Origin of the sequence: Thiothrix unzii (genome assembly GCF_017901175.1) — a bacterium.
Classification (GTDB): Bacteria; Pseudomonadota; Gammaproteobacteria; order Thiotrichales; family Thiotrichaceae; genus Thiothrix; species Thiothrix unzii.
The window spans coordinates 1,915,701-1,930,634 of record NZ_CP072793.1 but is presented as its reverse complement, the minus strand read 5'-3'; the positions used below and the strand labels follow the sequence as shown (position 1 = coordinate 1,930,634).

Below are 14,934 nucleotides of genomic sequence, written 5' to 3'. Positions count from 1 at the left end.
GGCCTGTCTTCCTGATGGGCTTTGCTGAATGCAAACTTAACCACTAAAACGCCTGCGTAGAGAATCGGTTGACAGGGAATCAAAATTTTTTTGATGATGACAGCGATTTTTTACGCGACTGCTCCACACGTTGAAATCGGGTATAATGTGTTTCACAGCACGGTTTCCTTGCCGTTTGCGGCAGGTGATCACAAGTGCATCGTCGTCAAAATCGTGGATGACTGTGGGATAGAATCACTGAAAGTGATGGAGTTGGATTGATGGATATGGATCAAAATGTTTACGATGAAATGCCAGCATGGACATTCCAAGTTGAAAACTTCGGTTATATCAACAAAGGGGCGTTGACGTTAAAACCATTAACTATTCTGTGCGGACAAAATAACACAGGCAAAACATGGATGATGTACTCCATGTACGGTATTCTGCGCCACTTGCCAACAGATGAACCACTTCCTGAAATTGCTGAATTAACCAACAAACTACTGGTTGATGGTTATGTAGAGTGGAATATCGTTGAGTGGTTTGAAAGAAATTTCACCGTCATCCAAACCTATATCAATCAGGCAGTAAAGCAACGCTTACCAGAAATATTAAATACTGAGCCTGAATTTTTTAGCGAGACAGTTTTCAATTTTTTGATTAGTAGTGACACAAGCAGGCTATTTCAAAAAGGAAAAATGAAGGGAATGCTATCTTCAGTCATTCCTGTTGAAAGATTTTCTGTTGAGAAAGAGCGTCACTCGGCGATAGTTAAAATAACATTGCCAAATAATCGCTTCAAAGCAAGTGATATTGAGAACACAATAAAAGAACTCATCCTTGACTTGATCATAAATAAAAAAATGGGGATGAACCCATTATTGTTACCATCCGAAAGAAATGGTTTACACTTACTGTTTAGGGAACTCAGTATTCGCAGAACCGCGCTATTAAGCCTTTGGAGAGGTAACAACGAGAACTTTTCAGATTTAACATCTAATATTTCCCGTTATGCTGAACCTATAGCCCATTATATCAATTGGCTCAATCACTTAGGGCTTAATAACCAATCAAAATCTTTTGATGATGCTATTGTTGAACTGGATTTTCTGGAAAAAATAATTAAAGGAAAGTTGGAGGTTGATAAAGATAATAACATTGATTTCCTACTAGAAGGTGATCAACGGCTTGGTTTGCACTTGACATCCTCTACCGTAAACAGCTTGGCGGGTTTGTGGTTTTATATTAGACATACGGCAAGTCAAGGCTATGTGCTGATGATCGACGAACCAGAGTTAAACTTGCATCCAGCCAATCAACGGGCTTTAGCACGTTTGCTGGCACGTTTAGTAAACAAAGGAATTCGGGTTATCATCAGCACCCACAGCGATTATCTGATACGTGAAATCAACTCTTTGATTATGCTGTCACAAGAACATCCGCAACGCGCTGATTTAATGGAAAAATACGGTTATTCCGAAGCGGAAACTCTGACGCCTGAACAGGTTGGGGCGTATTTGTTCGACAAAAATAGTATTCAAGCAATGGAGGTATCAAAAGATGAGGGCATCATCGCCACCACCTTTGATGAAGTGATTAATGACCTGAACGAAACCAGTGACGACATCTTTTATACTTATCGTCATTGGAACAACAAAGTTGAGGATGCTGCATGACTTCGCTGGTGGAATTATTTGAACAATTGATCCACGAAGAATGGCGGCTGGAAACAGAAGGAAACCAATGGGTCATTCGTGAAACCCAGCAAACGAATAACCCTGAGTTACGCATCGGCGGTTGCCGCTCATTGGGTTTTTCTCTGGATAAAGCAGGTACTAATCCTTGGCCTTTCATAAAATCCGCAGCACCGAAAGGCATTCGTAGTGCTTGTGATGGCATCATTGTTGCCGAACGCGAGAATCAAACGGTTATTTTTGCAGTAGAACTCAAATCTGGTTCAGAAGGCAAAGCATATAAGCAATTAACCAGCAGTCATTACCTGATTGATTATCTCTGTAAGTTACTCACCTTGCACACTACTTGGAGCGGTGAATATATTTTTGCTGCCATTATTGCATCGACACCAACACGACGAACAGTGAATAAGCGCACTACAGTCAAAGATTTGTTCCCGATTTACCCCATAGAAAACCAAAGTGTGGTCAAGCTAACCGATTTGATGGATAAGCTACAATGAACGTCCCTTATGCCTCACCGATGTTGAAAATCAAGAGTAAAAGCTCTGAACAAGTCAATGCTAGGCGTGTTGACTCATGCAAACACTAAACGCGCCCACCGTCCCGCTGACGGGTATCAACCTGATCGAAGCCAGTGCCGGAACTGGCAAGACTTGGACTATTTCGTGGCTCTACCTGCGCTTGGTGGCGGAGGAGGGGTTGCGCGTCGATCAGATTCTGGTGGTGACATACACCGAAGCCGCCACCGCCGAATTGCGCGATCGTATCCGTAAACGTTTGGCGGATGCCTTGGCGTTTTTGGAAGGGCGCGATAGCGGCGAAACTTACTCCTCGTTATTGACGCAAGACTCGCCGGAAGTTTGCATCACGCGCCTGCAATTGGCATTGGTAAGTTTTGACGAGGCGGCGGTATTTACCATTCACGGGTTTTGTAAGCGCGTATTGACGGAAAATGCGTTTGAAGCCCGCTTGCCGTTTGAAAGTGAATTAGTCGCTAACGAAGATAATTTATTGCTGGAATTGGCGGATACGTTTTGGTATCAGCATTTTCTCAAACCCAGTGACGTGCATTTGCGCTTATTGCAGCAGCAGGGTTTAACCCCCGATAAATTGCTGGCAACGGTGCGTTTGTTCATTGGTAAACCGTATTTGCACGAAGTCATTCCGGCGGTAGCGGATGACAGTTTTACTCAAGCCAAAGCCGCGTTTAACAGCGCGATGAGTGCTGCTGCGAGTGTGTGGCGTGAACAGCAAACCAACATCCAAGCGTTGTTGCATGAGGCATTGAGCGGCAAAGTGTTGAATGCGCAAACTTACAAAGCGGATAAAGTAAACACTTGGTTGTTGCTGATAGAGGCGGCATTTACCAGCGGTGTTGTGGAAAAAGACGCGGCGGAAGCCTTAGAAAAGCTCGGTGCGCGTTACCTGCAAAGCAAAACCAATAAGGCTAAATCGCCCCCAACCCACGCTTTTTTTGACGCGCTGGATGTATTGCATGAAGCGCATACCGGGTTGCAAGCGTTGTTGCCGGGTGTGTTGGAGCATTTGCGGTTGCAATTGTTGCATTATTTACGGCGCGAATTACCGTTGCGAAAACAGCAGCGCGGTTTATTGACCTTCGATGATTTATTGCTGCAATTGGAGCAGGCGTTAACTCGTCACCCTAGTTTTGCGCAACGTTTGGCGGCGCAATATCAAGCCGCGTTGATTGATGAGTTTCAGGATACTGACCCGATTCAGTACGCGATTTTTGGGTGCATTTACCCGCCGTCTGCCGCCGAGCAGCTGCAACGGGTGTTTTACGTGGGCGATCCTAAACAGGCGATTTACGGGTTTCGCGGGGCGGATATTCACACCTATTTGCAGGCTGCGCATCACGCACAACAGCGTTATACCTTGGGTCAGAATTTTCGGTCGCACGCGGATTTACTGGCGGCTCTTAACCATTTGTTTGGGCAATCGAGTAACCCGTTTCGCGGTGAAATTGCTTATGAAGAAGTGGTGGCGGGTAAGGATCAGGCTGCTATTTTTTTACCTGCTGCCGATGAAGAAACCCCACTGCCGCCGTTGCGCTTGTGGGAGTGGGACGTGCCGGAGGAGCATCGTGGCAGCGATGTGGAAGACGCGCTGGCGGCGGCGACTGCCGATGATATTGCGCGGTTGTTGAATGCGGGGCAGCAAGGGCAGGCGGTGATTGGCGACAAGCCATTGCGTAGCGGTGATATTGCGGTATTAGTGCGCACCAGTAGGCAAGGTGAACGGGTACGCAACGCGCTGTTGGAACGTGGTATTGCCAGCGTGCAACGTTCCCGCGATAGTATTTTCAGCACTCGTGAAGCCAGCGAATGGCGGGCGGTGTTACGTGCGATTGCCGAACCGGGTAATGAAGCGGCATTAAAACAGGCACTGATCACCGAGTTATTTGGTTACAGTGCGGAACAATTACACGCGCTGGAGCAGCAACCCGCGTTACTGGAAAGCGCACTCGAAGCCTTTCACGATTGGCATAAAATCTGGAAAACCCAGGGTTTTATGCCGATGTTCCGGCGTTGGTTACATCAGCAACAGCGCGATCAGTATTTGCTGGGGTTTGTCGATGGCGAGCGGCGGTTAACCAATTTATTGCACCTTGCGGAATTAATTCACACTGAAACCCGGCTGCATGGGCATGGAATGCACGCGCTAATCCGCTGGTTACAGCAAAAAGCCGAAGCAGCCGAAGCCGAGGAAACCCACCAGTTGCGCCTCGAAAGTGACGCGGAATTGGTGCAAATTGTCACCATTCACAAAAGCAAGGGCTTGGAATACGCGGTGGTGTACTGCCCGTATTTATGGCAGGAACGCGAGCCGAGTAAACACGCTTGGTTCAGTTGGTATGACACCACGCAAGGGGAGGGCGTGCCGTGTTTGCAGGCGGATTCCCTCGCCACCGATGCGCAGCGTCAGCAACGTTGGGAAGAGGAAAAAGCTGAAAATTTACGCTTACTCTACGTGGCGTTGACCCGCGCTAAATACCATTGCACCTTGGCGGTGGTGACGGGGGCGGTGAGTCGGTTTGACTATTATTCCGCCTTGGGTTGGTTATTGTTTGGGGATTTGCCGCAACAAGCCGCAATCCTCGGCAAAGCCACCAAAGACAAGATGCAAGCCCCCGAACGTCAAGCGTTAATGCAAGCACAATTAAAAGCCATTGTCAGCACTTCGCCGGGAACCATCGGTTTGGAAAGCGTGCCGTTGATTAGCGAATTACGGCGTTATTGCCCGCCGGTGGTGAGTGCGGAGCCACCCATAGCACAAGCACCGTTGCGTTTACGTGCGACGTTAAAGGTGGGTAGTTTCAGCGGTTTAGTGGCGGGGAAGGACGATGAAAAGCCCGATTACGACAGTTTGGCATTGCTGAATACCAGCGCGTTGGGGCGTGATAATGGGCGTGGTGATGTGTTTCCACGCGGGGCGCAGGCGGGAAGTTGTTTGCATAAGATGCTGGAAGAAATGGATTTTATGCAAAGCGTAGCGGCGCAACGTGACAGCGTATTGTTGCCAGCATTGCAGCGGCACGGCATGGCAGAACGTTGGTTGCCAGCGGCAGAACGTTTGCTGGAGCAGGTGTTGCATACGTCGCTAATCGCTGCTGCAACGGGTGGGCAAACCTTGGCGCAGTTGCCGAAAGCGCGGCGTATGGATGAGCTGGAGTTTTATTTTTGGGTGGATCGTTTTCGTTTGCCCGCATTGCAGCGGGTGTTACGTGAGTATTTGCCGGTTGAGTGGACGGCGATTCATGCGGCGATTGAGCGGCTGAAATTTCCGCTGTTAACGGGTTACATGAAAGGCTTTATCGACCTGATTTTTGAGGCTGACGGGCAATATTACATCGTCGATTACAAGTCGAATGAACTGGGTGCGACGGCGGCGGATTACGCTTTTGACGCAATGCAGCAAGCAATGGCGGAACATCACTATTACCTGCAATACCTAATTTACTCGGTGGCTTTGCAGCGGTATTTACGCTTGCGGCTGGCGGATTATGCGTGGGAAACCCATGTGGGCGGGGTGCTGTATCTATTTTTGCGGGGGATGCAGCCGTCAGTGGCGGGTTCGGGAGTGTTTTTTCACAAACCGGACGCGGCGTTGATTGACGCGCTGGATCAGGTGATGGGGTGATTGTTGTGTAAAATCGTCCAGTAGGTGGATGATTTTACACGGTTGCATGGCTGATAGTCATGCTTTAAGATGAGGTCATGTATACACGACACATCACCCCCTTACTGCAAGAAGCACTCGCAGATACCCCCGTGGTATTGCTCAATGGCGCACGTCAGACCGGCAAAAGCACGCTGATCCAATCCTTGGCTGCAAGTGAAGGCCGCCGCTATTTTACCTTGGATGATCAGGCGGTGTTGTCAGCAGCGACCAGTGACCCCGCTGGATTCATTGCCGGGATCAACGGTGCGGTTGCCTTGGATGAAGTGCAACGCGCTCCGGCTTTATTCCTCGCTATCAAAGCTGCGGTTGACCGTGACCGTCAGGCCGGGCGTTTCCTGCTGACAGGTTCGGCAAACGTTATGTTATTGCCGAACATTGCTGACTCGTTGGCGGGGCGTATGGAGGTGTTATCGTTGTGGTCGCTGTCGAGTGCCGAAATAGGCGGCGATGCTGCAACCAATCTGGCGGATTGGCTGTTTGATGGCAAGCTGGATGCTAAGTCGATCCCTGCGTGTGAACGCGCCCAGTTGATTGAGCGGCTGGTGGCGGGTGGCTTTCCCGAAGCGGTGGAACGTAGCAGTGAACGGCGGCGGGCGGCATGGTTCGACAATTACCTGCAAGCCATTTTATACCGCGATGTGCGTGAATTAGCGCGGGTGGAGCAATTGACGGAAATTCCCAATCTGTTGAAATTACTCGCCTCACGCAGTGCTAATTTATTGAATTTCGCAGAACTTTCGCGCACCAGTAACCTTACTCAAACCACGTTGAAACGTTATTTCACCTTGTTAGAAACGTTGTTTTTGGTTTATCGCCTGCCTGCATGGGAACACAATTTAGGCAAGCGCATGGTTAAAGCACCTAAAGTTTTCCTGCCTGATGCAGGTTTACTGGCGCATCTTGCCCACTGGACGATTGATCGCATGGGTGTGGAAAGTGGTTTGCCCGGTGGTTTGGTGGAAACCTTTGTGTTGGGTGAATTGCTTAAACACTTGGCATTTTCCCAGCAGCGTCTCACCTTGTGGCACTACCGTACCCAGAGCAATATCGAAGTCGATTTTATCCTTGAAAATCGTGCGGGCGAGATTACCGGGATTGAAGTCAAAGCCAGCGCAACCGTGGATGCTAAAGATTTCAAAGGATTGCGGCACTTGCAAGAAACGGAAAGTGGATTATTCCGGCGTGGCATTGTGTTGTATAGCGGGCGTGAACTGGTGCCATTTGGCGAAAAGTTATTCGCCGTGCCGTTGTCGATGTGGTGGGCTTGATCTTATGAAAATGCAACGGCTGGTGGCGATTGCCGCGCTGCTTTATTCGGCGATTTCGTGGGGGTTGTTTTGGTATCCCTTCCGGTTGTTGGAGGGTTGGGGTGTCGGCGGTTTGGCGGCGATTTTTATCGCTTATTTGTTGCCGCTGTTGGGCATTGGCTGGTGGTATGGCAAAGCGTTGTGGCAGGTGCGCCGTCATTGGTTGTGGTTAACGGTGCTGGGGTTTGCGTCGGGCTGGAGCAATGTCGGCTATGTGTTGGGGGTGTTGGAAGGCGAAGTAATGCGGGTGTTGTTGCTGTTTTATCTCGCGCCGTTGTGGACGGTGTTGCTGGCTTGGGTGTTTTTGCGGGAGCGTTTGAGTACTTTGGGTTGGTGGGTGATTGTGTTGTCACTCGGCGGGGCAATGGTGATGTTGTGGCAACCGCAAGCGGGTTTGCCGTTGCCTGCGAATGTGGCGGAATGGTTGGGTTTGTCGGCGGGGATGACGTTCGCATTGAGCGTGGTCGCGGGGCGGCATTTGGGCGATGCGGTGAGTGATTGGGTCAAAACGGTGGCAGTGTGGCTGGGCGTGGCGGTGTTGACCGGAGTTGGTTTGCTGTTTTATCCGCAACAAATCACGGGCATGGTGTATTCGTGGGATGCGGCGTGGTTGTTGCTAGGCTTGGCGGTGGCAATTGCGCTGGTGACTTACGCGGTGCAATACGGGGTTGCGCGAATTCCGGCGAGTCAATCCAGCGTGATTTTTCTGTTTGAATTGGTGGTAGCAGCCATCGCCGCGTATTGGTTGACCCACGAACGTATGGTGTTAAATGAGTGGATTGGCGCGGCAATGATTTTGACCGCGAGTTTGTTTTCGGGGCGAATGCAGCAGGATTAGCGATTTGGGCTAATAAAAAACTGTCGGTTTAATTTTGGGCTTCGCATGAATGCGGCGAAAGAATGTTTTACTCTCTGGGCAAACGTATAAAAGTTCGCGTCCCGGTGTTTTGGGAACGAGTGATCTGTATTTCTTTAACGGTAAACCACTAAAGCGTGACAGCGGGTTTGAATAATACATTAAGGCGGCAATCGCAATGCCAATGAAAAATAATGCAACAAAGGATGCAATGACCGGAATTTCAGATACTATTCCAAACAGTGCCAAGATTGACATAATAACAAAGTTAGCCAATGGCAAAACGATTGGTATAAAATAGCGGCGTTCAAATTGTTTTAGAGCTTCTGGGTCTTCGGTGTATCCTGCTTCAATGAGCTTGGCAGCATCTAATGGTTCCATTGTGAATACCTCATGAATATTGTTTTAGTGATTAAGTGGGAGGTGTGCAATGCTAAGATTTGCTGGATTAATCTTCTGCCTTCGTTCGACAACCTGCAAAAAAGACGAGGTTCATATTTTTAGCAGAACAAGAACTAACGATTTTTGAAATAGTTATAGCATCTTGATTCAGTTCAATAGCTCCAAAGGCATTATTCATTGGGTAATCACCCGGAATAAGATACACATTATTTCCGGCCTCATAGCCATGACCAGTGGCGTAAATAATTGAAATATCCGAATTGCTGGATACGCTACTAAACTCATCCAATGCGCAAAGAATAGCTTGGCGTGATGAACCTACGCCTTGAGTCACTGAAAAGCCGTGTCTTGCTAACATCGCGGAGATTCTCAACTCATCCCATGCCGCTCCTTTGAGCGTGCCTCTGGCAGAATCGGTATAATCAGATACGACAAGAACTAAAGCCGTTCTACGTTCTTTTGATCCAATTTTCGGTTTTTGAATTCGCCAATCTTGGCTTAATTCCGCACCTATCCATTCCGGTTTCTGGTGGTTATGGCTAATCTCAACTGTCAATTCATCAAGCTTATCCTGAAACTCATCAATTTTAGCGTCAAACAGCGATGAAAACCTGATTAGTGCCGTCGCAAATGGATTGCCTCCTTCTTGGTCACGATCAAGCGTTGTTCCACCTGATTGAGTGGCAAAACAAATGGGTATGGGGAAGTTAAATCTAGCCATAAAATACGCTTGCTAAAAAATTAGTGGTCTTAGGTCTGTTTGACACGTAGAGTCTGCAAACCGGAGTCAGGCAGCCATCTTCATAGGGATAATAGGGTAAAGCCCTTTCTCTTTCGCTTCGAGGATGACAATCTGGACTTGTCGCTGCGTCCGTCGTCGAATAAATCAGTTAGACTATTGAAACTACTTGATATTATTTTGATTATTTAAATCGAGCGCGAAAAAAAATTTGAGTGGCTTTGCCGACTCCCCACCATCCCAATAAAATACCAATCCACATGATGGCTTTGCCAATGAAATCAAGTACAGTAAAGTGGGCGATTGCAAAGCCACACAACATGATACCCCAGCCAAATAGGGCGATCTTAACGTATTTGAAAAATGTCGCATTATTAACCATGAATCACCATGACACTACGGTGTAGTACATTTTGCTTCAACTCGACAAAATTGAACGCCTGCTGCTGCTCTCGCTGCATCTGGAGCAGCACCATTAGGAACCCAATAAGACTCTTGAGTATTTGAGTTGTTTATAAGGACATCATCTGCCTGTTGCTGTTCGTTGATAGTAGGGAAAGCACTACCTATCTGAGGTGCACTGGACGCTTCATTAAATTTGGCAACAGATTGGGCTGATGGTGCAGCAGTGTCAACTTTAGTGTTTTTTATTGGGGGCGTTGGTCGATTTGGTTGAATACTATCCATGTTAATTTCCCTAATTTTATCAATCTATAAAATAGCTGTCAGCTAATGGATAATATGCAATTTATGTAAAATGTATTTTCGGAAAACTGATGGGCGGTAGGTTTTTGGCGTTTAACGAGGGCGTAGAAAAACCTAGGTTTCTCTAACAAAATCTCAAAAGTACGTAAATCTTTGAACACTTTTCACTGAAAACTCCTCTAAGATTTGCGTAGAACTTCACATTTGTTTATTTTTCGCTCAATCCCCAAAAGTCGAAAAAGTGGTTTGGAGGTTATTCTACAGCCTCAACGTCATGGCTGACGGGCGCGGCGGGGAGTCGATTGGGCAGAGTCGCGAGCTGTCACTGCGTCCGTCGTCGATATTCTCGTTATGTTTTAATTGCGGCCTGTATTTAAACGATTTTTCCAATATTGATAATCAGAAAATAAAGTGTTTTTCGCATCGTTAAGATTTATATGTTGATCATCTACTATGTGAAGATGATCAACAACCAGTTGACCTAATTCAGTAAAGACTTTATTCCATAGTTTAGATAATTCGGTTAAAAATTCTAGCTGATCAGCTCTCTCTTGAGGTTTTTTTAATATTGATTGATTAAGTTCGGCAATAGCCATTAATAAGTTTATCAAGCTGAAAGGTAAACCAATTATTGGAGCCATTCCTAAAATATTGGTCATGATTACTCCCGCGTCTTTTACTTCTCTTTTAATTTTTGCCTTATGCTCAAGTCCAAGTGTATTTTTTATATATTGATCAATACACAAATCACATAAATCTATATATATTTGGGTTATAGCTCTTGAGTCATCTATTTGAAGAACTGTGCTTTCAAGAGTTGCTCTGTTTAGTTCTAATGACTTTATTAGTAGTGAGTCACCTAGAAAATCATTAGGAAATGCTGCTTCTCTTATCTGAAGCGATTTGGCTAGTTCATTAATTTTCGCACTTTCAAGTTGAAGTAGTTTTTTTATTTTTGGCATTATTTTATCATAGTCATCTTTTATTTTAGTGTATTCTTTTTCTATTGCTTTGGATGTGGAAATGTTCTTTTTTGCATTTCTCATGGCCTCTAATATTTCATTGATTTTTACCTTAACTTCAATGATTAATTCAAGGGCATTTGTATAGGGAATTGCATATTCTTTTTTATAGATTGCTTTAAGTTCATCTTCTATTCCTAAGATAACTTGCTTAAAAACGTTGTCTATTTTTTGTTGCTGTGTGGTCATATTTTTTTCCTAAACATAACGTTAAAGCATTTTATGCCGTGTGCGGCAGCACTGGGCATAAATGTCTTGTTGGACGGAACCGCGTGCTACGGAGTCCCACTCTTTATCTATAAGGGGATTGCTTTTCCAGCCTTTCGCTACATTAGCCCATGCTGCCCGATTATTTAACACCGACTGCTGCTTTTCCATTGCCTTGTCACCGCCTGCTACCCTGATTGTGGTCAAACATAGCACAGGGTCAGGGGCGTTTCGAGCCTTTTGTCCAGCAGACGCAACAGCCGTGGGGGGCAGTCCGGGGCTGCCTGTTTTTCCCTTGCCCAAAGCTAAACCTACCTGCCTATTGTGCCGTCAACCATACTCCAACCGTTGCGGCGGCAGCGGGTAACGCACCCGCATCATCCCGGTTTTGCAACAAGGGCAAGGGATGCCATCAAAGCGAGCAATGGCTTCCATTGGCTTGTCTGCCACCATTGGCAGCGTGGGTGCGTAACGGGCAATGGCCTCGCGCACTTGCGGCAAGCGGGTTTTGCGGCAGGCATTCGCCAACCAGCCGTAATGGCGGATGCGCAGGAACCCCGCAGGCAATACGTGTTGCAGGAAGCGGCGCAGGAACTCATCACCCGCCAAGGTCATCACTTTCTGCTGCCCATCGCGGTAATCGTGGTAGCGGAAGCTGACCGTTTCATCGGTGATACCCAACAGGCGCGACTCACTGATGGCAATCTTGCGGGTGTAGCGTGCCAGATATTTCACCACCGTTTCGGCCTTGTGCAGGCAGGGTTTGGCATACACCACCCAGTCTTTACGCATCAGTTGCCCCAGCAATTGTTTAACCTCACCGGGGTGGGTGACACGCGGCAATTGCCCATCCTCGGCAGCCTCCCGCAAGCGGCTGACCAGCTTGCCCCGGAACAGGCGCGACAGCACTCGGATCGGGAACAGGTAGGTGCTTTTTGCCGGATGCCACTGTTGCGCAGCATCCAATGCCCCGCCGGGGATCAGGCAATGCAGGTGGACATGCTGGCTGAGGTTCTGCCCCCAGGTGTGCAGTACCGCAGTCATCCCCAATTGCCCGTTGAGGCGTTTGGGGTCATGCCCCAAGGTGTTGAGTGTGTCCCACACGCTGCGGAACAGGGCATGGTAAACCACCGCTGGATGTAGCCTGACCCAACCGTTCAACTCATGTGGCAGGGTGAACACCAGATGGAAGTACGGTGCAGGCACAACATTCGCCAGTTCACGCTGTTGCCACTGCTCGCTGGCCTGCTGCTGGCAACGCGGGCAATGGCGGTTGCGGCAGGCATGGTACAGCGGGACTTCCTCGCCGCATTCCCCACAGCGCAGTTGGAAACCACCCAAGGCAGCGGTGCGGCACGCCAGCAGTTGTTGGCACACCTTGTTCACTGGCGGTGGCAGCGGCGGCAAGTGTGACTGAAACCGCTGCACCACCTCGGCTAGGCGTAACATACGGCGGCGGCATCCAGCCCCGCCAGCAGATCAATGGCTTGCCCGCCTTGTTGGGTTTCCGGCAACCAATGCGCATAGCGCATCGTGCTGCTGACATGCTCATGCCCCAACACCTGCTGCAACTGGTGGATCGGCATTCCCGCCTGCAACGAATGCGTGGCAAACGCATGGCGCAGGCTATGGATGCCGCCTGCCTTGCGGATACCCACTTGCCGCTTGGCGCGCAGGTAGATTTTCTGGGGTGTCGTCATCGACTGTTGGTAGCCGTAGTATTTCCCCGGAAACAGCCATTGTTTGGGGTGGCAACGCTGCCAGTAAGCCCGCCATTGTGCCAGCAAGGTGTCGGGTACGGGCACGTAACGGTCTTTTTGCCCCTTGCCCTGCACCACATGCAAGATGCGGCGGCTGCCGTCAATGTCCTGCACCCGGATATTCACCAACTCACTGACCCGCAGCCCGCAGGCATAACAGCTCAGCAACAGCAGCCGGTGGGTCGGGTTGTCGGGGGCTGCCACCAGTTGGCTGACCTCCGCCCGCGACAGCAAATCAGGCAAACGTTGCTGGCGTTTGGGCAAGGCAAAGCGGTAAGCCATAAAATCCGCATCTTCCAGCACCGTCACAAACAGGAAGCGTATCCCGTTGAAATACAGGTGACAGGTGGAGGATGAAACGTGGCGTTCTTTTAACAGCCACAGCAACCATTGCTGCACCTCATCCGCCGAAATCTTGTCTGGTGAGCGGTGGTAATAGTGGCTTAGGTCAAGGACGGCTTGGACATAACTGTCGTGGGTTCTGGGGGAATAGCCACGCATCTGCATGGCATCCAGCATCCGCTGGCGCAACGGGCTGACTTTCATGATGGGTTCTCCTGTAAATGTCCATCTATCGGACACTTAAAGTGTGGCTCATCAGAGGAAAATCGTTGGGAATCAGTGGGCTACCGCGTTAGCGGTTTAGTTCAACGTCAACATGACGGGCGCGGCGGGGAGTAGAAATTAAGAAGAGTCTGTCAAATAAACTGTGTAACACGTTTTTCATAGGGCGGAGAGCGGAACCCGCTCTTCACCGAACATAAGTAAAAAAGTCTGCAAAGCGGGTTTCCAGTGGTGAATGACCGACCACTTTTGCGAGGCTTCGCGTACCGCCAAATACAGGCTTTTGAGGGCTGAACTGTCATTGGGAAAGATGCGCCGGTTGCGGGTAAACTTGCGCAAACTCATGTTCAGGGATTCAATCGCATTGGTGGTGTAAATCACTTTGCGGATCTCCGGCTGGAACTGGAAAAACGGGATGACATTCGCCCAGTTACCGCGCCATAGACGCACGACTGCTTTGTATTTGTTACCCCATTCGGTGTCGAGGGCTTCCAGTTCGTGTTCGGCTTCTTCAGCAGTGCTGGACTGGTAAATGCGCTTGAGGGCAGCGACCACACCTTTGGTATCCTTGGCGGTGACGTAGCGCAAGCTGGCGCGAACCATGTGTACCATGCACAACTGGGTCAGCGTTTTGGGAAGACCGCGTTGACGGCTTCAGGCAAGCCGTTTAAGCCATCCATGCACGCCACGTAGATGTCTTGTACGCCCCGGTGGCGTAGTTCCGTCAAGACCGATAACCAGAACTTGGCACCTTCATTTTCTGCCAACCAGATGCCCAACACGTCCTTTTCACCGCGTAAGTTGACCGCCAATACCACATGGGCTGATTTATTGATGACCTGCTTATCTTGTTGAACTTTAACGACAATCCCATCGAGCCAGACAATCGGGTAGATATTATCCAGTGCTCGCGTCTGCCACGCTTTAGCTTCGCCCTGAACGGCTTCGGTTACTTCCGCGATCAGCGTATGCGAGATGTCCACCCCGTACAGGCGTTTGATCGTGTCTTCGATGTCGCGGGTGGTCATGCCTTTGGCGTACAGCGTCAGGATGTGTTCTTCCATCCCTGCTAACCGTATTTGGCGTTTTTGTATCAACTTCGGCTCAAAGCTGCCATCACGGTCACGCGGTGTCTCTACCTGCAACTCACCAAATTCGCCTTTGATGGTCTTGTTGCCTTTGCCGTTACGGGTATTGCTGCGCCGTTGCCCGGCTTCGCTACGCTCACCCTTGTCGTAGTTTAGGTGCACATCCAATTCGGCTTCCAAGCTGCGGTTGATCATCCGCTGCAAGAGCTGGCTGTAAAGGTTTTTGACATCAGCAGGCGTTTTGCAATCGCTGAGTAAGTCATCCATGAGTTTCGGGTCGAGGCGTTCCATGTTACTGCTCCTTCTTGGGATTCACGTTATATAGCAGTTACACAGTTCAGTTTACAGTCTCATTAAGAATCACGGGCTGTCACCGCGTCCGTCGTCGATGTTCTCGTTAGA

Annotated in this window: 13 protein-coding genes and 1 pseudogene; 6 read left to right on the top strand and 8 right to left on the bottom strand. The window is 49.0% G+C overall.

The features are described from left to right. The first annotated feature begins 93 nt into the window (after window positions 1–93). The 6 genes from J9260_RS09645 to J9260_RS09620 all read left to right on the top strand — a co-directional run bounded on the left by J9260_RS09645 (window position 94) and on the right by J9260_RS09620 (window position 8,027). Window positions 94–261 (top strand): hypothetical protein, encoded by a 168-nt coding sequence (locus tag J9260_RS09645; RefSeq protein ID WP_210217583.1) that lies wholly within the window; start codon window positions 94–96, stop codon window positions 259–261. Next, the gene (locus tag J9260_RS09640; protein WP_210217582.1) at window positions 261–1,658 is read left to right on the top strand and encodes an AAA family ATPase; all 1,398 of its coding nucleotides are present in this window, start codon (window positions 261–263) and stop codon (window positions 1,656–1,658) included. Before J9260_RS09645 ends, J9260_RS09640 begins: the two co-directional genes overlap by 1 nt. After that, window positions 1,655–2,179 (top strand): hypothetical protein, encoded by a 525-nt coding sequence (locus J9260_RS09635; RefSeq protein WP_210217581.1) that lies wholly within the window; start codon window positions 1,655–1,657, stop codon window positions 2,177–2,179. The genes J9260_RS09640 and J9260_RS09635 overlap by 4 nt, the downstream gene beginning before the upstream one ends. A gap of 76 nt (window positions 2,180–2,255) precedes the next feature. Beyond that, the gene (recB, locus tag J9260_RS09630; RefSeq protein ID WP_210217580.1) at window positions 2,256–5,840 is read left to right on the top strand and encodes an exodeoxyribonuclease V subunit beta; all 3,585 of its coding nucleotides are present in this window, start codon (window positions 2,256–2,258) and stop codon (window positions 5,838–5,840) included. Window positions 5,841–5,917: 77 nt separating this feature from the next. Continuing rightward, window positions 5,918–7,150, top strand: a complete 1,233-nt coding sequence (locus J9260_RS09625; RefSeq protein WP_210217579.1) for an ATP-binding protein — start codon at window positions 5,918–5,920, stop codon at window positions 7,148–7,150. A 4-nt stretch (window positions 7,151–7,154) separates the two neighbouring features. Next, entirely contained in the window at window positions 7,155–8,027 is an 873-nt protein-coding gene (locus tag J9260_RS09620) for a DMT family transporter (RefSeq protein ID WP_210217578.1), read from the top strand. Window positions 8,028–8,036: 9 nt separating this feature from the next. On the opposite strand, the gene J9260_RS09615 is transcribed toward J9260_RS09620, so the two are convergent. The 8 genes and pseudogenes from J9260_RS09615 to J9260_RS09580 form a co-directional block, all read right to left on the bottom strand. Beyond that, entirely contained in the window at window positions 8,037–8,426 is a 390-nt protein-coding gene (locus tag J9260_RS09615) for a hypothetical protein (protein ID WP_210217577.1), read from the bottom strand. 67 nt (window positions 8,427–8,493) lie between these two features. Then, window positions 8,494–9,168 (bottom strand): caspase family protein, encoded by a 675-nt coding sequence (locus J9260_RS09610; protein WP_210217576.1) that lies wholly within the window; start codon window positions 9,166–9,168, stop codon window positions 8,494–8,496. A gap of 202 nt (window positions 9,169–9,370) precedes the next feature. Next, a complete protein-coding gene (locus J9260_RS09605) occupies window positions 9,371–9,568 on the bottom strand; it encodes a hypothetical protein (RefSeq protein WP_210217575.1) in 198 nt (65 codons plus the stop codon). A 14-nt stretch (window positions 9,569–9,582) separates the two neighbouring features. Continuing rightward, entirely contained in the window at window positions 9,583–9,873 is a 291-nt protein-coding gene (locus J9260_RS09600) for a hypothetical protein (RefSeq protein WP_210217574.1), read from the bottom strand. Window positions 9,874–10,247: 374 nt separating this feature from the next. Further along, window positions 10,248–11,102: a hypothetical protein gene (locus J9260_RS09595; RefSeq protein WP_210217573.1), complete on the bottom strand. Its 855-nt coding sequence runs from the start codon at window positions 11,100–11,102 to the stop codon at window positions 10,248–10,250. Window positions 11,103–11,450: 348 nt separating this feature from the next. Further along, the gene (locus J9260_RS09590; RefSeq protein ID WP_210217460.1) at window positions 11,451–12,569 is read right to left on the bottom strand and encodes an IS91 family transposase; all 1,119 of its coding nucleotides are present in this window, start codon (window positions 12,567–12,569) and stop codon (window positions 11,451–11,453) included. After that, window positions 12,557–13,426 carry a tyrosine-type recombinase/integrase gene (locus J9260_RS09585; RefSeq protein ID WP_210217459.1) on the bottom strand — a complete coding sequence of 290 codons (870 nt, stop codon included), beginning with the start codon at window positions 13,424–13,426 and terminating at the stop codon, window positions 12,557–12,559. Before J9260_RS09585 ends, J9260_RS09590 begins: the two co-directional genes overlap by 13 nt. A 177-nt stretch (window positions 13,427–13,603) precedes the next feature. Further along, window positions 13,604–14,823 (bottom strand): annotated as a pseudogene (locus J9260_RS09580) (IS256 family transposase). Window positions 14,824–14,934: the final 111 nt, after the last annotated feature.

Coding starts and splice junctions, on each gene's coding strand:
- J9260_RS09585 (WP_210217459.1), bottom strand. CDS start 13,426: ATGAAAGTCAGCCCGTTGCGCCAGCGGATGCTGGATGCCATGCAGATG.
- J9260_RS09635 (WP_210217581.1), top strand. CDS start 1,655: ATGACTTCGCTGGTGGAATTATTTGAACAATTGATCCACGAAGAATGG.
- J9260_RS09625 (WP_210217579.1), top strand. CDS start 5,918: ATGTATACACGACACATCACCCCCTTACTGCAAGAAGCACTCGCAGAT.
- J9260_RS09605 (WP_210217575.1), bottom strand. CDS start 9,568: ATGGTTAATAATGCGACATTTTTCAAATACGTTAAGATCGCCCTATTT.
- J9260_RS09600 (WP_210217574.1), bottom strand. CDS start 9,873: ATGGATAGTATTCAACCAAATCGACCAACGCCCCCAATAAAAAACACT.
- J9260_RS09620 (WP_210217578.1), top strand. CDS start 7,155: ATGAAAATGCAACGGCTGGTGGCGATTGCCGCGCTGCTTTATTCGGCG.
- J9260_RS09590 (WP_210217460.1), bottom strand. CDS start 12,569: ATGTTACGCCTAGCCGAGGTGGTGCAGCGGTTTCAGTCACACTTGCCG.
- J9260_RS09595 (WP_210217573.1), bottom strand. CDS start 11,102: ATGACCACACAGCAACAAAAAATAGACAACGTTTTTAAGCAAGTTATC.
- J9260_RS09610 (WP_210217576.1), bottom strand. CDS start 9,168: ATGGCTAGATTTAACTTCCCCATACCCATTTGTTTTGCCACTCAATCA.
- recB (WP_210217580.1), top strand. CDS start 2,256: ATGCAAACACTAAACGCGCCCACCGTCCCGCTGACGGGTATCAACCTG.
- J9260_RS09645 (WP_210217583.1), top strand. CDS start 94: ATGATGACAGCGATTTTTTACGCGACTGCTCCACACGTTGAAATCGGG.
- J9260_RS09640 (WP_210217582.1), top strand. CDS start 261: ATGGATATGGATCAAAATGTTTACGATGAAATGCCAGCATGGACATTC.
- J9260_RS09615 (WP_210217577.1), bottom strand. CDS start 8,426: ATGGAACCATTAGATGCTGCCAAGCTCATTGAAGCAGGATACACCGAA.